General features: G+C 41.6%; 19 protein-coding genes. 9 read left to right on the top strand and 10 right to left on the bottom strand.

Going from position 1 to position 25,125, the window contains the following annotated elements; all coding sequences use genetic code 11:
• Positions 1–47 precede the first annotated feature (47 nt).
• Entirely contained in the window at positions 48–1,160 is a 1,113-nt protein-coding gene (locus tag R2Q85_RS22915; RefSeq protein WP_316814137.1) for a sialidase family protein, read from the bottom strand.
• A 311-nt stretch (positions 1,161–1,471) separates the two neighbouring features.
• Here R2Q85_RS22915 and R2Q85_RS22910 point away from each other — a divergent pair, with 311 nt between their 5' ends.
• The 9 genes from R2Q85_RS22910 to R2Q85_RS22870 all read left to right on the top strand — a co-directional run bounded on the left by R2Q85_RS22910 (position 1,472) and on the right by R2Q85_RS22870 (position 10,915).
• Positions 1,472–2,401 (top strand): outer membrane protein assembly factor BamD, encoded by a 930-nt coding sequence (locus R2Q85_RS22910; RefSeq protein WP_316814136.1) that lies wholly within the window; start codon positions 1,472–1,474, stop codon positions 2,399–2,401.
• Positions 2,398–2,727 (top strand): DNA-directed RNA polymerase subunit omega, encoded by a 330-nt coding sequence (locus R2Q85_RS22905; RefSeq protein WP_410478908.1) that lies wholly within the window; start codon positions 2,398–2,400, stop codon positions 2,725–2,727. The genes R2Q85_RS22910 and R2Q85_RS22905 overlap by 4 nt, the downstream gene beginning before the upstream one ends.
• Before the next feature lie 45 nt (positions 2,728–2,772).
• A complete protein-coding gene (gene coaBC, locus R2Q85_RS22900) occupies positions 2,773–3,972 on the top strand; it encodes a bifunctional phosphopantothenoylcysteine decarboxylase/phosphopantothenate--cysteine ligase CoaBC (protein ID WP_316814135.1) in 1,200 nt (399 codons plus the stop codon).
• Positions 3,969–4,877 (top strand): DUF4835 family protein, encoded by a 909-nt coding sequence (locus tag R2Q85_RS22895; RefSeq protein ID WP_316814134.1) that lies wholly within the window; start codon positions 3,969–3,971, stop codon positions 4,875–4,877. Before coaBC ends, R2Q85_RS22895 begins: the two co-directional genes overlap by 4 nt.
• Positions 4,878–4,974: 97 nt before the next feature.
• Positions 4,975–5,358, top strand: a complete 384-nt coding sequence (locus tag R2Q85_RS22890; protein ID WP_316814133.1) for a BlaI/MecI/CopY family transcriptional regulator — start codon at positions 4,975–4,977, stop codon at positions 5,356–5,358.
• A gap of 1 nt (position 5,359) precedes the next feature.
• Positions 5,360–7,159 (top strand): M56 family metallopeptidase, encoded by a 1,800-nt coding sequence (locus R2Q85_RS22885; RefSeq protein WP_316814132.1) that lies wholly within the window; start codon positions 5,360–5,362, stop codon positions 7,157–7,159.
• 92 nt (positions 7,160–7,251) lie between these two features.
• The gene (gene recN, locus R2Q85_RS22880; protein WP_316814131.1) at positions 7,252–8,913 is read left to right on the top strand and encodes a DNA repair protein RecN; all 1,662 of its coding nucleotides are present in this window, start codon (positions 7,252–7,254) and stop codon (positions 8,911–8,913) included.
• A gap of 57 nt (positions 8,914–8,970) precedes the next feature.
• Positions 8,971–9,789, top strand: coding sequence for an enoyl-ACP reductase (locus tag R2Q85_RS22875; RefSeq protein ID WP_316814130.1), 819 nt, complete (start codon positions 8,971–8,973; stop codon positions 9,787–9,789).
• 52 nt (positions 9,790–9,841) lie between these two features.
• Positions 9,842–10,915 (top strand): PA0069 family radical SAM protein, encoded by a 1,074-nt coding sequence (locus tag R2Q85_RS22870; protein WP_316814129.1) that lies wholly within the window; start codon positions 9,842–9,844, stop codon positions 10,913–10,915.
• Positions 10,916–10,923: 8 nt separating this feature from the next.
• On the opposite strand, the gene R2Q85_RS22865 is transcribed toward R2Q85_RS22870, so the two are convergent.
• The 9 genes from R2Q85_RS22865 to R2Q85_RS22825 all read right to left on the bottom strand — a co-directional run bounded on the left by R2Q85_RS22865 (position 10,924) and on the right by R2Q85_RS22825 (position 25,104).
• On the bottom strand, positions 10,924–11,862 hold the full coding sequence (locus tag R2Q85_RS22865) for a hydroxypyruvate isomerase family protein (protein ID WP_316814128.1): 939 nt from the start codon (positions 11,860–11,862) through the stop codon (positions 10,924–10,926).
• 32 nt (positions 11,863–11,894) lie between these two features.
• Positions 11,895–12,905, bottom strand: coding sequence for an FAD:protein FMN transferase (locus R2Q85_RS22860; RefSeq protein WP_316814127.1), 1,011 nt, complete (start codon positions 12,903–12,905; stop codon positions 11,895–11,897).
• A 6-nt stretch (positions 12,906–12,911) separates the two neighbouring features.
• Positions 12,912–14,240 (bottom strand): Gfo/Idh/MocA family oxidoreductase, encoded by a 1,329-nt coding sequence (locus R2Q85_RS22855; protein ID WP_316814126.1) that lies wholly within the window; start codon positions 14,238–14,240, stop codon positions 12,912–12,914.
• A gap of 32 nt (positions 14,241–14,272) precedes the next feature.
• On the bottom strand, positions 14,273–15,238 hold the full coding sequence (locus R2Q85_RS22850) for a formylglycine-generating enzyme family protein (RefSeq protein WP_316814125.1): 966 nt from the start codon (positions 15,236–15,238) through the stop codon (positions 14,273–14,275).
• Between the two features lie 220 nt (positions 15,239–15,458).
• Complete coding sequence (locus R2Q85_RS22845) at positions 15,459–17,999, bottom strand: ATP-dependent Clp protease ATP-binding subunit (RefSeq protein WP_316814124.1); 2,541 nt, start codon at positions 17,997–17,999, stop codon at positions 15,459–15,461.
• A 423-nt stretch (positions 18,000–18,422) separates the two neighbouring features.
• On the bottom strand, positions 18,423–21,176 hold the full coding sequence (locus tag R2Q85_RS22840) for an MGH1-like glycoside hydrolase domain-containing protein (RefSeq protein ID WP_316814123.1): 2,754 nt from the start codon (positions 21,174–21,176) through the stop codon (positions 18,423–18,425).
• A 12-nt stretch (positions 21,177–21,188) separates the two neighbouring features.
• Positions 21,189–21,911, bottom strand: coding sequence for a DUF1080 domain-containing protein (locus tag R2Q85_RS22835; protein WP_316814122.1), 723 nt, complete (start codon positions 21,909–21,911; stop codon positions 21,189–21,191).
• Positions 21,912–21,968: 57 nt separating this feature from the next.
• Complete coding sequence (locus tag R2Q85_RS22830) at positions 21,969–22,949, bottom strand: amidohydrolase family protein (RefSeq protein ID WP_316814121.1); 981 nt, start codon at positions 22,947–22,949, stop codon at positions 21,969–21,971.
• Between the two features lie 301 nt (positions 22,950–23,250).
• Complete coding sequence (locus R2Q85_RS22825) at positions 23,251–25,104, bottom strand: RagB/SusD family nutrient uptake outer membrane protein (protein WP_316814120.1); 1,854 nt, start codon at positions 25,102–25,104, stop codon at positions 23,251–23,253.
• Between the last annotated feature and the right edge of the window lie 21 nt (positions 25,105–25,125).

Here is a 25,125-nt window from a genome sequence, read left to right as displayed (position 1 = left end):
AAAACACTAGAATCTCAGTCTGTAATGTTACCTTTTCCCATACTCTGTTAACGCTCCAGCAACCACTTTAACCTGAAACGGGCCAACGAAACGGCTTCAGGCATGTGTTTGGATCCTCCGTGTCCGTAAAGGCAAATGATACTTTTATCGGGTAACACAGCAAGATCTGAATAGGTAGCCCCTCCTTCCTGCAACAACTTACTTATGGGCCAGGTTCTACCTTCATCTTTGCTCATCCTGATGGTCAGGTCGTTTCTTTTTTTAAGACCTGCTGGCTGCGAAAGCAAGATAACATTGGGCTTTGAACTATAACGGACCAGTCCTATGTCGCATGCACTGCCTTTTAATGCACTATCATAATCCAGCTCCTGTGTCCAGCTTTCGCCCTTATCTTTACTCCAAACCTTAGCCTGCCGCGAACCAGAAACGCCGGTTACTGTTCTTCCAATTAAGAAAATATTGCCATTGGCCTGCTCTACAATCTGTGACTCATTAAGTTCTCCGACCGGGGTATACCCACCAGATTTCCAGGTTTTACCCTGATCATCACTATATATACAGTTAACACCATACTGTCGTTCAGCAACGCTGAAGGAAATAGACCTTCTATGCCAAATCGAAACCATTAGCCGCTTATTTTTCAATTGAATGCCGTGACCAGGACCAGGTAAATGAAAGGTCCAATTATAAGGGTTGTTGTCGAACAAAAAAGTCACAGCTGTGGCTTCTGACCAGGAAACACCATCATCATTGCTGCATTTATAAAAAACAGCTGTGCCTGCATTACGTTGGTTTAATGCATAAAAAAGAAATAGCCTTCCAGTTTTACGATCCTGAACAGCAGTCGGGTTAGCCCAGCATTGCCCATTTTCACTTTTTACTATAATTGTTGAGGCTGAAAAGCTATCGCCTTTGTCAACACTCCGTTTTAAAACAATATGATGCGCTCCTTCGTCAGTACCGTCATTAATCCGCGCTTCGGCAAAAGCAAGAATAGTTCCTCTTTGAGTAACAGTTAACCCATATACAAAATGAGCGAAAACCCCATCCTCATTGGCTTTCCATAATATCGTCCTGTTTACAGTATCCTGCCCTTTGGTAGAAAAGCAGGCTAGCAGCAATGCGATTATTATTTTGAATTTATGATACCTTACCATCATTGTAATATTTTATTCAATCAGTTACTTATAAAAACAGCTATTTATACAAAATAAATCATTATGTACTACGAATATATAAATGATTCAACTTTATTTCCATTTGTCCCTTCATTCTGCAATACGCCCGCCCCCGATTTTCACCAACGAAGAGGCCAAGAACGCTGACACGATTATGCAGCCTCTTCAGAGCAGATAATTTTAGCTATTATGTTAAATTATGTTAACTCCTTGCCTACATCAAAGCCTTTACATAGTTTAGCATCCTATTATTTTTAATTGACGTTATCGTATTATTACCTTATCTTTGCAGAATGTTTAAAATTAAACACGTACTCTTACTAAGTTTCACCATTATAGCCCTGACCATTGCGGGCTGCAAAAGCCAGTTTGAAAAAATCAGACTGAGCAATGATGTAGCCAAAAAATACCAGGAGGCTATGCGTTTATATAACAAGAAAAATTACGCTAAAGCATTAATCTTATTTGAAGATCTATCCCAAAAATACAGGGGAAGGGCTGAAGCTGAAGAATTAAACTATCACTATGCTTTAACTTTATATAAATTAAGGGATTACACTACTGCAAGATACCAGTTTAAATCATTTGCCGACACCTACCCGACCAGTAAATATGCGGAAGAATGCAGGTACATGGGTGCTTACTGCTATTACCTGGATTCGCCGGCAGCAAGTCTTGACCAGGAAAACACTTACAAGGCAATTGATGCTTTGCAATTGTTCATCAACTTTTATCCTAAAAGTGAACGTGCAAAAGATGCCGCCAAATACATTGGGCTTTTACGTACTAAACTGGAAGATAAAGCCTATAACAATGCAAGGCTATATTATGATCTTGGCGGTTATGACGTAACCAATTATAAAGCAGCCGTTATAGCACTTAAAAATGCCCAGATTGATTTCCCTGATATTAAATATGCGGAAGAAATGGATTTCCTGATCATCAAATCTCAGTTTGCCTACGCAAAAAACAGTTTGGAGACACGCCAGGAAGACCGCTATAATGAAGCGATTACCTATGCAAACGAATTTATAGAAGCTCATCCGCAAAGCAAATTGGTTGCAGATGCAAACGGATTAAAAAAAGACAGTGAACAAGGCATTGAAAATGCAAAACGCTTTTTGGCTGAAGTGGCTAAAAACCAGGAAAAATATAAAGCGTTAATGGCAAAGGACGCCAGATCAGACAGTACCTCAACTACCATAAAAACCCCCATCAAATGATGAACACGAATAAACCCGCTGTACCGAATACTACGGTTACTAGAAATGTGAATGATTTAGATCAAAAAACACAAAACATCTACGAATCTTTGGTAATTATTTCTAAAAGGGCCAATCAGATCTCTAACAATATGAAAGAAGAGTTACACGGTAAATTGGCCGAGTTTGCTTCTTCTAACGACAACCTGGAAGAGATTTTCGAAAACAGGGAACAAATTGAAATCAGCAAGCATTACGAGCGTTTGCCTAAGCCTAGCTTAATCGCTATTGATGAGTTTCTGAACGATAAGATCTATTACAGAAATCCTGCTAAAGAGCAACAATAAAACTGCGCATAGGTATTAAATTGCATCCTTGCATTCCTTAAAACCATGCTTAAAAATAAAAAGATCATTCTTGGCGTTTGCGGCAGCATTGCAGCATACAAATCAGCTATACTGATAAGGCTACTGGTAAAGGCTGGCGCAAACGTCAAAGTAGTTCTTACGGCAGATGCGGCCAACTTCATTACGCCGCTTACCCTGGCTACCCTCTCTAAAAATCCAGTTTACACCCAGTATTTCGAAGAAGAGACTGGTGTTTGGAGCAATCACGTTGAATTAGGCCTTTGGGCTGATTTTATGATAATTGCACCCCTAAGCGCCAATACGCTGGCCAAAATGGCAACCGGCTTATGCGATAACCTGCTTACTGCTGTGTATCTGTCGGCCAAATGCCCTGTGTATGTTGCGCCTGCAATGGATCTGGACATGTGGAAACATGAAAGTACAAGAACGAATATTGACAAAATACAATCCTATGGTAACCAGGTAATCCAGCCTGGCAGCGGAGAACTGGCCAGCGGTCTATTTGGTGAAGGCCGCATGGCGGAACCCGAAGAAATTGTTGCTTTTTTTAAGGAGAAGCTTCGGTTATCCTTGCCCTTGCTGGGTAAAAGAGCCATGGTTACTGCAGGCCCGACTTACGAGGCAATAGATCCCGTTCGTTTTATAGGCAACCATTCTTCCGGTAAGATGGGTTTTGCCATTGCAGACCAGCTAGCGGCATTGGGCGCCGAAGTAACCCTGATTACCGGTCCTACTGCCGAAAAAAGCAGCTACGAAATGAAACGCATTGATGTAGTAAGCGCAGCCGACATGCTGAAGGCATGTACAGCCAATTTTGAGGAAGCAGACATTACCATAATGAGTGCAGCAGTGGCCGATTACACACCTGTAACCAGGGCCGATCAAAAGATCAAAAAAACGAGCAGCGAATTTAGCCTGGAACTCAAAAAAACAACAGATATTCTGGCCAGCCTGGGCAAGCATAAAACAACACAACAAATACTGGTGGGTTTTGCACTTGAAACGCAAAATGAGGAAGCATATGCAAAAGAAAAGCTGATTAAAAAGAACCTGGACCTCATTGTACTCAATTCTTTAAACGATAAGGGTGCGGGCTTTAAAAAGGATACCAATAAAATCACTATCTTTAACAAAACTGCTGAAAAAAGCGTTTTTGAGATGAAGTCAAAAACTGAAGTAGCTAAAGATATTTGTAATGAAATACTAAAGCTGATTAATGTATGAAGCAACGCTGCTCTTTTACCTTTGTCTTATTGTTTTTCTGCTGCTCTGCTATTTTTGCCCAGGAATTAAACACCAGGGTGCAACTGATGGCCCCAACCGTTCCAAATATCAACAAAAGGAATTTGGAGGTTTTACAAAATACCGTCAGGGAATTTTTAAACAACAATAAATGGAGTAACGAAACTTATACGCCGGCAGAACGTATCGAATGCAATTTCGTGATCACGATAACAGCCTGGGATGGAAGTTCAGCCTATAAAGCCGAAGCACAGATCCAATCGAGCAGACCGGTTTACAATACCGCTTACAGCAGTACTTTATTAAATATCAGTGATAAGGACTTTGATTTTAATTATAATGAAGGGCAATCGCTGGATTTTTCTGATCAGAACTTCATCTCTAACCTGAGCTCCCTATTGAGTTTTTATGCTTATACTATTATTGGCCTGGACAAGGACAGCTTTAGCAAACTCGGTGGCACTATTTTTTATAATAAAGCGCAGAACATCTTAAATGTTGCCCAGGTATCGGGAAACAAAGGATGGAAAGCTTTTGATGGCCTGCGCAACAGGTACTGGTTAAATGAGAACTTACAGAACAAAGGCTTTGAAGAACTGAGACAGTTCATCTACGAATACCATTATACCGGGCTAGACCAGATGCAGGAAGATCCGGCTAAAGGTGCCAAAAAAATCATTAGCCTCCTTTCAGGCTTAAAACAAATGGACAAACAAAAACTAGGTTCTATTTTTCCGAATATGTATCTGGCCACTAAAGCCGACGAGCTGGTAAATGTGATCTCCACACTTCCTGATCCGCAAGATAAAATTAAAGCCTATAACTTATTAGCGGAAGTTGATCCGGCAAACATCAACAAATATGAAGCCTTAAGAACTACCCGTTAAACGCTGATCAATCTCCCTTTAATTTTTTTGTTAAAATATTTTGCATCTACGAATAGATTCGTATATTTGATTACGAAACAATTCGTACAAAGATATAATGACAGGGGCAGCAAATTTAAAACCAACAGAAAGTGAACTTGAAATTTTGCAAATTCTATGGAAAAAAGGGAATTGCACTGTAAGGGATGTGCATGAAGTTTTAGAAAAGAACAAGGACGCTGGTTATACGACTACATTGAAACTGATGCAGATCATGCTGGAGAAAGGTTTAGTAGCCCGCGATGCATCTGCTAAAACACACATTTACCGGGCATTGGTAAATCAGGAGAAAACCCAGCAACATTTGGTCAATAAAATGATCGATAATGTTTTTAATGGATCTGCCGCACGCCTGATAATGCAAGCCTTGGGTAACCATACAGCCAGTAAAGATGAAATCAATTCGATAAAAAAATATTTGGATGAATTAAGTAATCAATAAAATGGAAGCAATTGTAAACAACCTGATCAAAGCCATAGGCTGGAGTATTTTTCATTCCTTATGGCAAGCTGCAATTATTTATGGTGTATTGCTCCTCCTGGTAGCAGTTTTTCCAAAGATGACAGCGAAACTGAAGCACAATCTGGCATACGGAGCCATATGCCTTATGTTTGCAGGATTCAGCATTACCTTTTTCTCTATTTTTAAACTCCCAAATGATGGTTTGCCACTTAATGCTGATGATAAAGAAATGGTATTGCTGCAATACGCATCGAGCTTTCCTGATGGTATCCAGCAAAAAGCGGAACAGCTGTTCCCCTACCTTGTAAATGTTTACGCCATTGGCCTGTTGTGTCAGCTCCTGATCCTGGCTGTAGGCTATAAAAAACTACAAAGACTCAAGGAATCGGACAAAATACAGGTACCATCTGCCTGGAAAAAGATTTTCGCTGCCATTTTAACAAAGATTGAGCTTAAGCAGCCCATCAGCTTCTTCCTTTCTGATCAAGTAAATGTACCACTCGTTATCGGCTACTTTAAACCCGTAGTGCTGTTTCCGGTTGCGCTAGTCGCACAACTTGACATCAAACAGGTCGAAGCCATACTGATCCATGAACTTTCGCATATCCGCAGAAACGATTACCTGCTAAACCTGATTAAAACTGCAATTGAAACCCTGATGTTCTTTAACCCTTTCATCTGGTTGAGCAGCAGATTCATCAATATAGAACGTGAGCATGCCTGTGACGACCTGGTGCTTAAGCTTACCGGAACACCGCTTACCTATGCGCACGCATTATTGAAATTAGAAATCCTTAAAGACAAAACAACACCTGCCTTATCTATGGCAGCAAATGGAAACAATCAGCACTTGTACCAGCGCATCAAAAGAATTACAGATATGAAAACAAATTACAGGAATGTAAAACAGCAAATCTTTGCCATTACTTTAACTATTGTCACTGTTGCTTCACTGGCCTGGATCAGCCCGGAGAAAACTCAACCAGTAACAGTAAAACAAAGGTTGGTGCATCAGCAGGAGACTTTGGTACCCCTGGCACCCAAAAGCCCAAATGCAATTATTTTACCAGCTCCACCCGCTGCGCCGTTACCTGTTTTAAGACAAGACACTACCAGAAAAAAACACAAGTTTAAAATTGTGACTATTGATGCCAATGGTCGCAAACAGGAATACAATTCGGTAAAAGAAATGCCGGACAGCTTGAGAAAGGAAGTGATCAAAGATACTTTTGTTAGCAGAGACAATTTTGATTTCAACTTCAAAATTGACTCAACGATAAACAAGGCCCTAACCTTAAAGCTATCTCCAGAATGGCATTCGGATTTCAAAAAAATGTCTGAAAACCTGCACAGACAATTCAATGCTGTGGAATGGAAAAAAAATGAAACAGCGCTTCGGAAAAATGCGGAGAAAGTAAGGGCTCTCTTCAATTCAAAAGACTGGAAAAAACAGGAAGCTGACATTAAAAAGAATGCAGAAAAAGCAACGCAATATTTCAAGTCGGATGAATGGAAAGAAGAGCGGAAACAGATGGCTAACCACATTAAAGAAATTGAATTGGCATTTAGTTCACCTGAGTTTAAAACAAAACCCGACAACGCTAAATCACTGGAACAGAAGATCCGTCTTCATTACATTGCTCCTGATCTTAAAAAGAAAATAGAAGCCGCAAAAACGCTGGAGCGTTCTAAGGAATACCAGGAGCTGAAAAAAAAGTTTGATGAAGACGTGGAAACGCTAAAGAAAAAAACGCTTAAAACAGACAGTACATCATTATAACACAGCCAACAAACCGTACCTCAAAAAGGCAGTAGATAATCTTCTGCCTTTTTTGTTGTTCATCGCTAAGTTTTCCTAATTTAGCAATGTATATGCTACAAAAACTTTCCATCCGTAATTATGCTTTGATAGACAGTGTTGAGCTGGAACCTGACAAAGGTTTAAACATCATCACTGGTGAAACCGGCGCCGGTAAGTCAATCATGCTTGGTGCATTATCTTTAATACTAGGTCAAAGAGCCGAAACCAGGTATTTTTTTAACCAGGATAAGAAATGCATCATTGAGGGACAGTTTCTATTGAGCAATACTCAGCTCCAACCCCTGTTTGAAGAAAATGATCTTGACTTTCACAAGGAAAGTATTTTAAGGCGAGAGATTTCGACAGATGGAAAATCCAGGGCTTTTGTCAACGATACGCCGGTAACCCTGACGGTAATGAAACAGATCGGAGAAGGGCTGATCGATATCCATTCGCAGCATGCGACATTGGAAGTTAATGATCCGGAGTTCCAGCTATCTGTAGTGGATACCCTGGCAGGACATCAGTCTTTGCTTAGTGATTACCGAAAACAGTTTAAGTTATACAAACAACAGCAAAGACAGCTGGACGTGTTGCAGGCTAAGATCATTGAGGCCCGCAATAAGCAGGATTACGAACAGTTTCTGTTCAATGAACTGGAAAATGCAAATCTGCAGGCTGATGAACAGGAAAAACTGGAAACAGAACTGCAAATGTTGAACAATGCGGAAAGCATCAAGCGAAGCCTGTTAACTGCGTATCACTTATTGAGTGAACAGGAAACGGCTGTACTTCCTATCCTGAAAGAGGTAGTTAACCAGCTGCAAAGCGTGGAGCAATTTAACCCTGCGTACAGTATACTTAACGATCGTTTACGCTCAGCATTGATAGAACTTAAAGATATTGCCGGAGAAACCTCAGGACTGGAAGAAAATATTGTTTTCAATCCATCAAGGATAGAAGAGATCAATGACCGTCTGGACCTTATTTATACGCTGCAGCAAAAGCACAGGGTAAATAGTATTGATGAACTGATCGTGATACAAAGACAGTTGTCTGATAACCTGGCCAGTTTATTGAGTGGCGATGAAGAGATTGAACGCTTGGTCAAAGCCCAGGAAACACGCTATGCTGAATTAGAGCAAATGGCTTCAAAGCTATCTGAAAACCGCAGTCAATCGATCATGAGTACGGAAAATCAGGTGGGCAAAATTTTACAACAGGTAGGTATGCCCAATGCTAAGATTAAACTGGAACAACATCAAAGTGCGGAATTGAACAAGGATGGAAAAGACCTCATCAACCTGCTGTTCTCGGCCAACAGCGGTCAGGCGCCGGCACCCGTGGGAAAAATTGCTTCGGGAGGCGAGCTTTCCCGATTAATGCTGGCCATCAAATCCATTATGGCTAAACATACCTCATTGCCTACCTTAATATTTGATGAGATAGATACAGGCATTTCGGGAGAAACCGCTTTGCGTGTCGGAAAAGTAATTGGTGAACTGGAGAAAAACATGCAGGTGATCTGCATTACACACCTTCCACAAATTGCAGCCAAGGGAGACGCGCACTATTTTGTTTATAAAAACGAAGAAACGGAACGTACTACAACCGGCATCCGAAAGCTGAACTCTACGGAGCGTGTAAACGTTATTGCAGAACTGTTGAGTGGCAAAAAACCCGGTGCATCTGCCATGGAAAATGCCCGGGAGCTGTTGGACTATAAAAACTAAATGCAGACGCTACCTCAAAAATTCCTTAACTTCGCGCCGTTTTAAACAGAATATACTATGTATAACTTATTAAAAGGTAAACGCGGTATCATCACTGGCGCTTTAGACCAGAATTCAATCGCGTGGAAAGTTGCTGAAAAAGCACACGAAGAGGGGGCAACTTTTGTGCTGACTAATGCCCCGATTGCCATGCGTATGGGAGAGATCAATGTTTTGGCAGAAAAAACGAATGCACAGATTGTTCCGGCTGATGCAACAAGCGCTGAAGACCTGACCAACCTGTTTACTCAATCACAAGAAATATTAGGTGGTAAAATAGATTTTGTACTGCACTCTATAGGAATGAGTGTAAACATCCGTAAAAAAATCCCGTATACGGAGTCAAATTATGACTATTTTATGAAAGGTATTGACGTTTCTGCCTTGTCTTTTCATAAAATGCTTGCGGTAGCCAAAAAACTTGATGCCATCAGCGAAGGTGGTAGTGTAGTGGCTTTAAGCTACATGGCCGCGCAACGTACTTATCCTTTTTATACGGATATGGCCGATATTAAAGCGATGCTGGAATCCATTGCCCGCAGCTTTGGTTACTATTATGGATTGGAGAAAAAAGTACGCATCAATACCGTTTCTCAGTCACCAACAAAAACAACTGCCGGCACAGGAATTACGGGCTTTGGCGATTTTTACGATTATGCAGACGCCATTGCCCCCCTGGGTAATGCAGATGCAGCATCCTGCGCAGACTACTGTATTACGCTATTTTCTGACCTTACGCGTATGGTTACCATGCAAAATCTTTTCCATGATGGAGGTTACTCTTCAACTGGGGTAAGTGATGTAGTGATGCAGAAAATGGGGATTGAGGAAAAATAATATCTTTAGAACAACTATTGCAAATTACTAATATTATTAGCAATTTTAACTAATGATATTAGACAACGAAATACCCGATAGTTACGTCAAAGGCCGAGGTGCACAGTTCAATCCGCATAACCGTTTTGCAAAAAATGACTATGTGAAAGAACATGATGAAGGTATTGACGAATGGGAAGAAGAAGACAAGAAAACGACTTTCATTTTTGGCAAATCAAAATCCATAGTCAATAAAGTGGATAGCCCGGATGTGGGTATGGCCTATTCTCTTAATCCTTATCAGGGATGTGAACATGGCTGTACCTATTGCTATGCGCGCAATGCACATGAGTACTGGGGTTTTAGTGCAGGGCTGGATTTTGAACGCAAGATCATTGTGAAAACAGATGCACCTGCACTGTTTAGAAAATTCCTTGAGCGCAAAGGCTGGGATGCTTCTGTTATCTCCTTATCAGGCAATACTGATTGCTACCAACCCGCCGAAAGAAAATTCCGTATTACCCGGCAACTGCTGGAAATTGCATTGGAGTACCGGCAACCCATTGGCATGATTACCAAAAACGCACTGATATTGAGAGACATAGACCTGCTTACGGAAATGGCCAGACTGAACCTTTGCATGGTGTACGTATCGATCAATAGTTTGAATGAAAAATTGCGCGAGAAAATGGAACCCCGGACAACCACGGCAAAACAACGCCTTAAAATTGTAGAACAACTGAGTAGTGCGGGTATCCCTATGGGTGTAATGGTTGCCCCATTGATTCCGGGCTTAAGTGACCATGAGATTCCTGTCATTCTAAAAACCATAGCGGGTTGCGGGGCGATAGCTGCAGGCTATACGGTAGTAAGGCTAAACGGTGCGATAGGCGGTATATTTGAAGACTGGCTACGGAAAAACTACCCGGACCGCTTTGAAAAAGTATGGCATGCGATCCAATCTTGTCATGGGGGAAACGTAAATGACAGCAGGTTTGGCGACAGGATGAGAGGAGATGGAAATATCGCTAAATTGATTAAAGATAATTTTAAACTCCATTGCCGCCTTAACCACCTCAATGAGGTCAAACCAACACTGGACTCCGGTCTTTTTAAAGTACCTAAAGTCCAGCTGGATTTATTTTAACTCCATGATCAGGAAAGAAAGTTATCGCATTCCCTATAGGCCTGTATCACCCTCAGCTCTCCTTCTTTGCCTGGTTTGGAATTGCCATGCTCCATTCCCATTACCCCTTTGTAACCTTTTTCATAAATGTGCTTAAACAGGTTTTTATAATTGATCTCCCCGGTTGTAGGCTCTTTCCTACCCGGATTATCACCTATTTGTATGTAGGCAATCTCCTCCCAGCATCGGTCCATATTCACCATCAGCTGTCCTTCCGTTTTCTGCATGTGGTATATATCGTAAAGAATTTTGCAGGACGGGCTTCTGACAGCTTTGCATACGGCATAGGTTTCATGCGTTTGCTGTAAAAACAATTCTGGGGTATCACTTAGCGTTTCCAGTACCATGATCAGGCCATGGGGTTCAAATAGTTCTGCTCCCGCACGCATGGCATCCACAACGTTTGCAAACTGGTTGCCATAAGGTAATTTCCGCTCATAAAAGCCAGGTACAACTGTTAGCCATTTCGCATTACATCTTTTAGCGGCCTCAATAGAAAGCTTACATGTTTCTACAAATTTGTCTTTAAATTCTTTCTTTCCTGTTGTTAAGGAGGTTTTCCAATTGTCGCCACCATCCACTACAAATACCCCCATTCTCATTCCTAGCTTAGCCAGCAGTTCACCTATCTTCGTTTGCTCGTCAGTACTTCTTTTTAAATAGCCATTGTCCTCGATGGAACGAAAGCCCTGATCATGCATAAACCTGATCTGGTCAAGAAAATTATCACCGGCATTTTGTTTAAACGTTCCCTGGTGCGGTGCATAGTCGAGGTTAAATGTTTTACCGGCTAATGCTGAGCTATCTTTAAGCACCGTCCTTTCAGCTGCAATTGCAGGAATAGCGCTGCCCGCAACAATCGCTCCTGCTGCTGCCAAACTGTTTTTTATAAAATCTATTCTGTTCATATGTTGGTTATTTGGTATATAAATTAATAAGATCAGTTCACAATCATTTTCCTGAAACCATTGGTTAAGGTATCTGCCACACTACCATCTTTTTTATGATAAATGATATAGGCTTCCATTCCCTTCTTCGCATTTACAAAATCCAGGGCTTCTTCAAGCCCCATCGCCATGATCGGGCTATCATAGCCATCAGCTGTAATCGCATCCTTTGCATAAATAGTTACGCTGATCAAAGCATTATCCAAAGGATAGCCGGTTTTAGGATCTATGAGGTGCGCGATCTTTTTTGCCCCCTTTTGCAGGTATTTCCGATAATTGCCAGCAGTGGTTATTGCGCCATTATTGATGCTGATCACATGTCTGATCACCGGTTCAGCATCTGCCGAGATTGCGGGGCCTTCAATGCCAATACGCAGTGAAGTTCCATCAGGTTTTGGACCTTTCATTCTCAGTTCCCCTCCTATTTCTACCACATAAGACTTTATTCCTTTACTGTTCAGGTAATCCGCAATAACATCCACACTGTAGCCCTGCGCTATCCCATTCAAATCTACTTTAATACAAGATTTACTTTTTTTCAGATAGTTACCTTTTAAACTCAGGTGATGCATGCCAACACAGGCCAACAGCTGTTTAACTTCGGCACTGTCGGGAAACTTAGTGATTGACTTAGCCCCAAATCCCCAGGCTTGCACCAGTGGTTGTACTGTAGCGTCAAACTTACCCCGGGTATCTTTATAGATCTCGAATGACCTGCGCATCACTTTAACAAAGTGCGGATCCAGCTGTAAACCATCGTCAGCTGCATTAAATCTGCAGATTAAGGAATAAGGCTTGTAAAGCGACATGGAAGAATCTATCACGCTCAGGATACGATCAACAGCTCCCTTGGTAACGATGCTGTCTGCAGCAAAATACTTAATAGTGTAATCTGTTCCCTGGGCATAACCCTTAATGGTATACTCCCGCAAATCAGGCTTTCCAAAGAAGAAACAGACCAGCGGGAGCAAAAATAAAACGATATACTTACCTGCAGCAAACACGGCGGGTTAAATCACTTTGGTTTGTCCTGGAGTAGGAATAGGGTACAAACCATTTGCATCAGGCATTAACCTCGGCTTTGCATCCCAGCTCAATTGCTCAGGAAATAAATTATTGTCCGCTTTCAAGGCCGCATCCCATTTGATGACCTGTCCGGAGTAAGTGGCATACCTGCCGATAATGGCAGTAAGACAACTTTTTGCACCACGTTCTGCATCAGCAAATTTAAATTCGCCTTTTGCAATTGCAGCAAACAATTCGTCATGTTCTATTTGGTAAGGGTTAGGATTGTCTTTTGTAGGATGATTGTATATTTCTTTACCGTTATGGTCCCACAAGACAGCCTTGTTACCACCAGCAGCCAGATAAGTACGGCCTTTGGTACCTTGAAAAGTTTCATCTACCCGATTAGCAGTACCCTCAAAATGACGGCACTGGCTATAAATTACAGCACCATCTGCATAGGTTAACTCTACAGCGTGATTGTCATAGATCTCACCATAATCTTTTCCAGTTCTCCAGGCCCTGCTGCCTGTTCCCTGTATAGAAACCGGGTAAGCATTTTTCGCCCAGTTTGCCACATCAATGTTGTGCACATGCTGTTCCACGATATGATCTCCGCAAAGCCAGTTAAAATAATACCAGTTACGCATTTGGTATTCCATTTCGGTTTGGCCAGCCTTGCGTGGTTTAACCCAAACGCCGCCACTGTTCCAGTATACCTGTCCACCAGTAATTTCGCCAATGGCACCATCCTGAATGCGCTTGAGGGCTTCCCTGTAATTCGCCTGGTACCTGCGTTGCAAACCAACCACCACATTTAGTTTCTTTTGTTTGGCAAGCTCAGCAATTTCAAGGACCTTACGGATACCCGGAGAATCAACTGCTACAGGCTTTTCCATAAACACATGTTTATTTTTGTTTATGGCTTCCTCAAAATGCATAGGCCTGAAACCCGGAGGCGTAGCCAGCAATACTACATCGGCTAAGGCTATGGCTTTTTTATAAGCATCAAACCCAACAAATCTGCGATCCTGCGGTACATCAACTTTAGCTGCAAATTTTGCAGACAGGGTCTGATACGTTTCATCAAGCCTATCCTGAAAAGCATCGGCCATAGCCACCAGTTTTATATTCTGTTTGGTGCTTAGCGCCTGACTTGCAGCACCTGCGCCACGCCCACCGCAACCAATGAGCGCAATTTTAATGGTATCGTCAACAGATGAATGGGCGCCGCCAACAGCAAAGGCAACTCCGTTTAGCATTACACCTCCGGCAACAAATGCCGAAGTTATTAAAAATTCGCGACGCTGGCCACGCATTTCTTCATTGTTCATTTAATTTAGGTTATATGGTTCTTATTGTGTTTTTAATAGTCTTTTAAAGGCGCAGTATTGTAATATGCGTCAATTGCTTCTTTTTCAGGCACATTAACAGGCCTAACCAAGCGCATGCCTATAAAAGGCGCTTCAGGAAACCACCAGTTGCTTTTTGGTATCTGAGGATCCAGCTGCTTCCAAACAGGATCAGAAGGTAACCTGGAAGCCGAGCGGGAATCCTTAGCAACATCCTCATAAGATCCGCCCCTGATCACATGTGCATATAATTTATCGGGCACAGCTACCGGATTATTCATTTTATCACCTTTTACTTTTGCATAAAAATCAGGGATGTACTGATCGTAGGTCCATTCCGCTACATTGCCATACATGTCATGCAAACCCCAGGCATTTGGCTTTTTGGTACCAACCTTATGTGTTTTACCTTCTGAATTATCTTTGTACCAGGCATATTCACCAAGTTTATCTGCTTCGTCTCCAAAGGAATACTCGGTTGCAGTACCTGCACGGCATGCATATTCCCATTCGGCTTCGGTTGGCAAGCGGTAAAACACCCCAGTTCTGGCATACAGCCATTTACAAAACTGAATGGCATTATAATGTGTCATGGCCAAAGCAGGTTGACCTTCTTTCCCCATACCAAAAGTCATGTCCAGATAGGGTTTTGTTGGCCTGGTTACCGCATCTACATTTGCTGGGATAGGGCCGGTACTGTGGTTGCTTTCAAAATCCTTATATAAAAAAGGTTCAAATATATCCCAGGTAACTTCAAAAATACTCATCCAGAAAGGAGCAAGCTTAACAGAATGTACCGGCTGTTCATCGGCCTTACCCTTTTTACTGCCCATTAAGAATTCTCCGGCAGGAATGGCTTTCATTTCAAAGCTCAGCTTAGTTCCGTTGATTTGCTGCGTATAAGCTTCATGTTTTTCCTGGGCCGGCACCTGAAAGGCCAGAAAAACAAAGAATAGCACTGCTAATAATTTAGACTCCATTTTTTAAGTATTGATGCAATTGATATTTTAAACTAACCTATTTTCTATCTAAAATAGAGGCATTTATGTTAAAACCAAAATCTATAGCCATATAATTTCCTAAAATGTGTAAAAATCACACTAAGTGTAAATATCGCATCATATACTGCCAAAATCGTATCATAAAAAAACCCCGGCTGGCGTTTTAGCCAACTGGGGTTATATGCATTGTTCCGGCGTATTATTCTATACTTCCTTCTTCTTTTTTCTTCTTCTTACCTGGACTTCTGTTCTCCACAACTATTTCATTAAGCTCTTTATTGTAATCGATCTCCAGGATATCCCCATCGTGAATTTCTCCTTTAAGGATTTCTTCGGCAATAGGATCTTCCAGATATTTCTGGATCGCACGTTTAAGCGGCCTTGCACCAAAATTAGAATCAAAACCTTTATCGGCAATAAACTCTTTTGCTTTTTCAGTAAGTTTAACCTCGTAACCTAAATTATGTACACGACCGAATAACGATTTCAATTCTATATCAATAATTTTGAAGATTTCGTCTTTACCTAATGAATTAAATACAACCACATCATCCACACGGTTCAGGAACTCAGGTGCAAACGCACGTTTCAAAGCATTCTCTATCACCCCTCTTGAATGGGCATCAGCCTGGTTACTTTTTGCAGTGGTAGAAAAACCTACACCCTGTCCAAAATCTTTAAGCTGACGTGCACCAATATTAGAGGTCATAATGATGATCGTATTTCTAAAATCTACCTTACGACCCAGGCTATCTGTAAGCTGCCCCTCATCCAATACCTGTAAAAGGATATTAAATACATCAGGGTGTGCTTTTTCGATCTCATCCAGTAAAATTACTGCATAAGGCTTTCTACGTACTTTTTCGGTCAGCTGTCCACCCTCTTCATAACCCACATATCCCGGAGGCGCACCCACTAAACGTGATACCGCAAATTTCTCCATATACTCACTCATGTCAATCTGGATCAGCGAATCGTCACTGTCAAACATGAAACGTGCAAGTTCCTTGGCCAGTTCGGTTTTACCCACACCGGTTGGGCCTAAGAAAATAAATGAACCAATCGGTTTTTTAGGATCTTTCAATCCTGCTCTTGTACGCTGAATGGCTTTGGTTAACTTTTTAATCGCATCATCCTGTCCAATAATTTTGGTTGCAACCGTATCATACATGTTCAACAGTTTAATACTGTCTGTTTGTCCAACACGCTGCAAAGGAATACCCGTCATCATCGAAACCACTTCCGCTACATTATCTTCGGTAACCGTATAACGTTTGGTCTTAGTTTCAGCTTCCCACTCCGCTTTCGCACGATCCAGCTCCTCTAAAAGATTCTTTTCAGTATCTCTCAATTTAGCCGCCTCTTCGTATTTCTGACTTTTTACTACCTTATTTTTTTCAAGCTTGATCTCTTCAATCTTATTCTCAATGGCAATGATATTATCAGGAACATGAATATTTGTTAGATGCACCCTCGAACCTGCTTCATCCAGTGCATCAATCGCCTTATCCGGTAAAAATCTGTCAGTAATGTACCTTGATGTAAGTGCCACACAGGCATGAATCGCCTCATCAGTATAAGTTACCCCATGATGATCTTCGTATTTCTCTTTGATACGGTTCAGGATTTCTATGGTTTCATCCGGTGAGGCAGGCTCGATCATTACTTTTTGGAAACGACGGTCCAGTGCGCCATCCTTTTCAATGTACTGACGGTATTCATCCAGGGTAGTTGCCCCGATGCACTGGATCTCGCCCCTGGCTAATGCCGGTTTGAACATATTTGATGCATCCAGGGAGCCTGAAGCTCCACCTGCACCCACAATAGTATGGATCTCATCAATAAACAGGATCACATCAGTAGATTTTTCCAGCTCGTTCATCACGGCTTTCATACGCTCTTCAAACTGTCCGCGATACTTCGTACCGGCAACCAGCGAAGCCAGATCTAAAGTAACCACACGTTTATTGAAAAGCACCCTCGAAACTTTACGCTGCACAATACGCAATGCCAACCCTTCAGCAATAGCAGATTTACCAACACCAGGTTCACCAATGAGGATCGGGTTGTTCTTTTTACGACGGGATAAGATCTGAGACACACGCTCAATTTCTTTCTCACGGCCAACAATTGGGTCTAAACGGCCCTCTTCTGCTGCCTTGGTGAGGTCTCTTCCAAAATTATCCAGAACCGGGGTTTTAGATTTAATATCGGATACCTTTTTAGGGCTGCTGAATGATTCTTCTTCGCGATAGTCATCATCTCCACCTGTTGATGCACTGTTCTGCGTTTCGTCTCTAAAACCGTTCTTATTCACTTCAACCTCCTGTTTAAATATCTCGTAATTGATGTTAAACTGTAATAAGATCTGTGAGGCAATGTTATCGTCATCGCGAAGGATAGAAAGCAGCAAGTGCTCTGTACCGATCAAATCGCTTTTGAAAATCTTTGCTTCAAGATAAGTGATCTTTAAAACTTTTTCTGCTTGTTTGGTCAAAGGGATATTTCCCAGGTTAACCGTTACACTAGACGTACCTCTAACCGAATCTTCTATCGAACGACGAAGTTTTGAAGTATCAACACCTAGTGATTTTAATATCTTAATGGCCATACCATCGCCTTCGCGAATAAGGCCTAACAAAAGATGTTCTGCGCCTATGTAATCGTGACCTAATCTCAGGGCTTCTTCCCTGCTAAAAGATATCACGTCTTTTACTTGTGGAGAAAATTTAGCTTCCATATATACCTTTCTAAATCGGGAATGCTCTAAACTATAAAATTTGTTTTATAAATGAGCACCCACATTTTTATTATTTTATCAACAATTACGCCACAGCAGTGGAAATAGATGTTGTAACTGCCATTATTTCAGAAAACTTACTATGTTTTGACGCTATTTGCGGAAACGCCTTTAAAACAAAAAGATTTTAAAACCTCTAGGCCCAGTTTAAAATAGCCTGCAATGATATTGAATTTGAATTGTCCCCAAATTGTAATCATTATGTCTCCTTTTTTCTACCTGTCAAAAATGGTGTTTAATCCTAAGCAGACCTAGCAAAATGGCAGAAAATCTTTAATAAACAAACGTGTCTTAAACCTGTTTAGTTTTTCTTAAAGGTAATATCTTTGTTATCTCCTAATAAAGCTACTAATTAAAATAATATCATTTCGCTTCTTTTAATGGTATGATGTTTAGAGAAACATCCTTATTTGAAGCTGGCAAGGTGATTTGGAGCAGGCCCGGATACGGTGAATCTGCATCGATATTTTTACCATTTAACCTCACCTGGTACTTATAGGCAGGATTCATGCAGACCAGCAGGCTTCTTTGGCGGGCCGCAGTAGCCTGATCTAAAGAAAGACTGGCCTTGTATTCAGATTGCTCAGGATTAAAAGTCTGGTCTTTTATCCAGATTTCGAATCCTGCAGTAACTGTACCCGGCTTAAAGTATGCCGAGAACCAGGAAAGCACAGGTGCAGAGAGTCCGCCAAACTGGTGCCAGCCAGCACCTCTGCCAGTTTTTGCTGAAAAATATTCAAAAGTAGCATAGGAGTTATCTACCTCATTCTTAAAAATATCAAGGGCCTTTAATGCAATCTTTCTGGCCAGATCTGTCCTTCCCAGGTCCAGCATCGCTTTCCACACAAACCATTGATGGGGCATCCATACCGAGCCGTTCCAATAACCTACGGGTTTAAAATAAGGGGCAGACTGATCGACCACACAAATCCCTGAAGGTGTCCACATGTGTTGTGGTGAGAAGATTTTCTCTATCAGTTTTTCTTCCTGTTCAGGTGTACAAATGCCAGCAAGCAAAGGATAAGCGCCGTCCAGGCCCATATTATGGTCTTTACCACTTAGCGGATCTTTAAAATGACCGGTTGGATTACCCTGATCATCATGTACAACATAGCTGAAATAACCTGCGGTGTCGTTCCAGGAATATTTTTGTAAAGCATCAGTAAAGAGTTTAATGTCTTTATCGTAAGCCAGTACATCTTCTTCTTTTTTCAGGGCACTGGCTGCCATCCTCAGCATTTTAGCAATACGGATGCTATAAGAATTATTAGCCACTGCAGCTACAGTTTTAGTAAGCTTTTGTTCATGCACGGTTACCTGTGGCGGATAGTCATCCCAGCCACCTGAATTGTAAAAATAATCCCATGAGGTTAGCATATTTGATTTCAGCCGTCTTGTAGTAGAACTTCCATATCGCCCGGCCATAAACTCATAGTACTTCTTCAGCCGGGGATAAAAATATGCTAAAGCATCCTTTGACTGGGTTTTGTTCCACAAGTCAAAAAATGCATAGATCTGTACAGGATATGGGGTGCCATGCTGGATAAAGGCATTTCTGTCCCCTTCAGGAGTAGTATATACATTGATACATTCTGCTGCCAGGTCAGCGCTGATCTCATTTAAACCTACCGCAATAAAACCTGAATCCCAGGTGTACAAGGAATTATACCATTTTCCTGGTGTAAAATGCCTGATATAACTATTAGAAGTATATACCGGGTACATGATATTGGTGAGCAAGGTTGCCTTCAGTATCTTCTGGCTAAATTCATATTTTTCTCCTTCAGGAAGTACAGCAGCTGCAGGTGCAGACTTAGTTTCGGCATTCAGCGCTCTGCGTTTTACTTCTCCTAAATCACCCAGCCTTTTTTTAACATTTTCGTAGCTGCCTGTGCATATCAGCGCATAAATGGTTTTTTCATCATGAGCGTCCAGTTCTACCGGTCTGATGTACACGTTGGCGAAGTTCCCTTTGTCATTATTGATAAATGTTTTATGCGTCTGGTTGTTCACGTGCCTTTTAAAAAAATAATCCAACTCGTCACTACGGAACTCCCTGACAACAGCATGTTCATCTTCCCAGCTGACGCCGTAATAACCGGCAATTTCCTTGTATTTCAGGATTATATTTTTTGCCCCCGGATTTTCTGTTACCTCAGGCTTAAATTTCTTTTCCATGGTGACAACCGCAGGTAGCACTTCCCCCTCAGGAACTACAGAAAAGCCATTCAATTCTACAGCATCACCACCTTCGGATTCGAATGACAACAACTGTGTACCCGCTTTAACCGCGCGGTACGGAATACTTACCTGCTCAAATTTACCACTGCCTTTTAACCTGAGTGGCTCAGCGCTCAAACCGCTTGTATAAAATACCTGGCTGCTGCCAGCTTTCATTTTGTACAGCACGTTTATACTGCCCTGTAGCTGGTCATGCTTTAAGCTGAGCTGATAGGTAAGCTTATTTCCTTTTGTGTTTCCAAATACAGGCCCTATAGCTCTTCCATCAATATAATCTGCATTCCTCACTTCACCTGCAATCCATCCATCAACTACCAGGTTGTCCCTCGGACCTTTTTTTGCAAAATTGAGCAATTGGTAATCAACTGCATTTTTCCATATCGACCTTCCGCCCAGGTGCATTGTGTTTAAAGGATAATTCTCCGGATAATCCAGATAAGACATCAGGTTCACATCCATATATTGGGGTAGCGCTGTATTGTTTACACAGCGCACCGCAACCAACACGGTTGATGAATCTATCACCTGGTAAGTTACGTCCGAATACGCCTCGTCCTTCCACAACAGTTCGTTCCTGAAGGTATATTTTGTTAAATCGTTATTCGATTCCCAGGGGAAATAGTCCGACTGCAGCAGCACATGCGGCACCGATGGCTTATACCTGTATAAGCCAGGGAACACCGAAAAATCAAAGCGAATCCCTGACTTAAATTCAGGAATATGTGATATACCTGCATACTTTTTTGAATACGGCCCCCAGGGAGAAAGCAGCATATCGTGTGTATCATTTAACTGCTCAAATTTTCCCGGCTTCTTTTTCTGTGCAACAAGCATTGCCGGTATCAACAGACACCATATCATCAGACTATTCCTCATAAATACTTCGTGTTATTTTATTTGCCTGATCTTTATGTTTTTGAAATAGGCTTTATTTCCATGGTCCTGAAAACCAACGGCCCCTGTTTTTCCGCTCCCATAGTCAGGATAATCCTTCCATTTTCCTTCTTTTTTTTGCTTGTTCCAGTCCTCTGTCCAGGCATCGAATTCCAGGATCTTCTTTCCATTCAGCCAATGTTCAACATGGCCCTTATTGAATACGATTTTACCGGTATTCCATTCTCCTGTTGGTTTTAATCTCTTTTTGTCGTTAGGCACATTCATCGCATAATCTGCACCAGTTTTTTGCCATTCTTCCAGTTTTGCCGGAAATCCAACATCATCAATGATCTGGTATTCAGGAGCAGTTTCCGAGGCCCGTTTGAATTTCGGTCCTTCCAAAATGTGGTAAAAGACACCACTATTGCTTCCTTTATCTACTTTCCATTCCCAGCTCAGTTCAAAATTTTCAAATTGCTGGTCCGACACCAGGTCGCCTGCACCACTTGGGCCTTTAAATCCGTGGCATACTAAAGCGCCGTCTTCTACTTTCCAGTTCTCAATTTCGCCGGTTTTGTTAAACAAATGCCAGCCCGTCAAGCTTTTCCCATCAAACAACACTATCCATCCGGCCTTTCTGGCCGGAGGAATAACTTTAGCAAGGTACCCGGGCATTCCAAACGCCATACTGCCGATTATATTTATAGCAACAGTAAAGAAGACAATTCTTTTCATCTTGATTATATTTTCGTTAACGTACACGAATATATAAATTAAACGATTAATCAGCGTTTACAATCGTAATAATTTTTTAGCATTATTAAATAGTATTTTCCTTTCTATCTCCTTTGTTGCCGAAAATTTCCGGATAGCAGCAATGGCCTGGGCACCTGTACATCCCTCTCCGCTACCAAATATATCCGAACAATCACTGCCATAGAGCAGCTTGTCCTGATGTCTTTCTAAAAATCCACGAGCATGGTCTTCATCCCTCGTCATCGCATACAGACCAGAAAAACCTGAAAGATCACCATATACATTTGGATAATTTCTCAATAACTGATCAGTTAACCCTCCTGGAACTACCTTACCCTTTGGATAAAGAATGTTTTCGTCTTTATGTTCTTTGCCAATATTAGCCCACCAGGTTTGTGAGTGTGCAAGAAAATTTACTTTAGGGTATTTTTCCAGCATTTTGTAGAAGCGTTCAAATCCCCTGTTAAACATATTGTATTGCCAGTGCATCAGCACAGGAACATCGTAAGCCTGGGCAAGCTGATAGATCTTTTGCATTCCCGGAGAATCACATTCCACGCCAAATTTCAGTTCACCAATCACCGGAGCGCCTAGTTTCAGATATTTCTCAATTTCCTGGATTGCGTCAGGAAAATCTGGCACCTCATTTGCCCCAAACCTGTATTCTTTTGGATATTGCTGTGCCAGTTTATAACAGACTTCGTTGCCGGTAGCTTTTACCTGCAGACCGTTGGCAACACCGTAATAGGTAGAACCATAATTTAAAGGTCTCCCCGCAGGCAAGAGAATAGTTGTAGTTATGCCCATCTTTCTTTGGTGCGCAATTAATTGCTCCTGAGTACGTCCACTGAAATCAGTATGCTGGTGAATGTCAATGATAGGTTCAGGAACATCCAGCAACCCTGCACCATTAACCTTTAAAACCGAGCCCGCAAAAAGCAGGCCCGATCCTATTATAAAATTGCGGCGTGAGCTTCCCTTATGGGCATTTTCGCCTGTTAGTTCATTATTCTTCATTTTAAACCTGTTTATTATAAAGATCTGAATTCAAGATCATATTAGCTATAGGCCATTGCATCATTTCTTGTTAATTTCGATGAATTGTATTATCAAATTGAAAATCCAATTGTCTGATCCAAGTAATATAGTTGGAACCAGACAATTGGAATTGATATTATTATCACATAGCTACCAACAACTCAACAATCAGTAAAACTGTGCTCAAAAAGATCTTTTTCATAAAATGATATTTTAACTTTAAACATTAATGTTTGTTCTACAAATAATGATGACCAGCCGAAAATTGATCGAAATATCATCACCAGCCCGAATTTTGAACCATCTTAGGATTTGCCAATACTTCGGATTCTGGTATTGGCATACGATACATCTTAGGATTCCAAAAGCGGGTCTCTATAGTATTAATATCGTATCTCACCGTAGTCGGTGATGTCCAAACCGGTATCTGCACTTTAATAACTGTCTCCGGAGTAAGTTTCCAACGACGAAAATCCCAGAACCAATGTTCTTCATAACAAAATTCAACCCGGCGCTCGTGCTGTAACTTCGTTCTGAAAGAAACTTTGTCGGTGCCTCCTACAATAGGGGGCATACCACCAGTATAACCCATATATTCTACTTTAGATGTAGCTGTATTTGCTGGATATTGTGCTCTTACACGTACTTCATTCAGCGCAGCTCTGGCGGTTTTTGTAGCCCCGGCAATGGGTGGAACAATGTCCGGTCCGTATGCTTCATTCACGGCTTCTGCATAGTTCAACAAAACCTCAGCATACCTAAGGTATGGATAATTCTGATTTGTTTTCCCATTTGCGCTTGGGTTACGCGCATCAGTGGTAATATTAAGCGTAAGGTCGCAGAATTTCACGCTATACACAAAGCTATCGTATGGACTTTCCAGCGTATTATGAGCCGGAGATTTGGCAACCCCGGCGGCCACACGACCAAATTCAGCTACCCGGTCCGTGTTCGCTAATCTTAACTTAGCACCATTATATATATTGTCGCGATAAAATCTCGGATCCCGCCTTTTAAACGGATCCTGATCATTATAGCCGGATAATGATGTCGGATCGTCAACAGTATACGCAACACCTCCATTGAGTATTTCATACTGTTTGACCATATTATATGTTACCTGGTTATTTCCACCAATAACATAGGGTGTGCTATTTACAAACAATTTAAATGGAACGTGAGTAGAAGTAAAATAAGCCATGGGCTCTTGCATACGGGAAAAAATAATCTCATTATTGGTACGCGTATTAAACAGTGTTGAAATATCTGGATGAAGGCTATATCTATTTAAAGCTATTACATCTTGGGCAGCTTGCGCAGCAAGCTGCCATTTATTTTCATCGTATTTACCGTTTTCATGTGAAGCAACAGGGTTTGCCGGATCGTTCCACAAAGGGCTGGCAGCATATAATAACATACGTGCCTTTAAAGCCAGGGCAGCGCCTTTAGTTACTCTGCCTAAGTCAGGATCAGGAGTAGGATCCACAAGTGGTTGTACAGGGAGATCAACTGCAGCCTCATCACAGAGTTTAACAATAAATGCAATCGTTTCATCAAAGGTACTTCTTGCAACCTCCACATTCTCTGATGCATCTATTACCCTTGTGACAATGGGCATCCCACCAAATTGTTTGGCAAGTTCTGCATAGAAAAAGGCCATTATCCATTTAGCTTCCGCTTTGCGGACTTTCCGTGTAGCTGCCGTAAACGGAATTGTCGAATCATCTGGGATGTTGTCAACATTTTCCAAGTACATATTGCATGCACGGATACCTGCATAATATTCTCTCCAGTCAGACTGCCAGAACATACCTGTACTACCGGGTGTAAATGAGCCTGAATTAAAATCACGAACATTCAGGCCAGCGGCAGGGTTGTTGGACGTACCATTCTCTGTCCCGGTTTCCAAAAGCAATTGGTTTCTCCAGCGTGATCCTGCATTATCAGTCCGCATTAATACAGGCAGTATCTGGCGGTAAACATCCATTAAAAATGCTTCAGAATTGCGGGCATTGCCAAAAACAATTTCCTTGTTTAATCCTGTGCTGCCCGCTGGGTCCAGGAAATCTTCTGCGTCTTTGCAGGATGTACAAAAAGCAATCAGAATGCTTATGATTAAATATATCTTTTTCATATAATTTCTACTAATTATTAC

Source organism: Pedobacter heparinus (genome assembly GCF_032678725.1).
In the GTDB taxonomy this organism is placed as follows: Bacteria; Bacteroidota; Bacteroidia; order Sphingobacteriales; family Sphingobacteriaceae; genus Pedobacter; species Pedobacter heparinus_A.
Note: the sequence above shows the minus strand (reverse complement) of the source record. Positions and strands in the feature narration are given on the sequence as shown.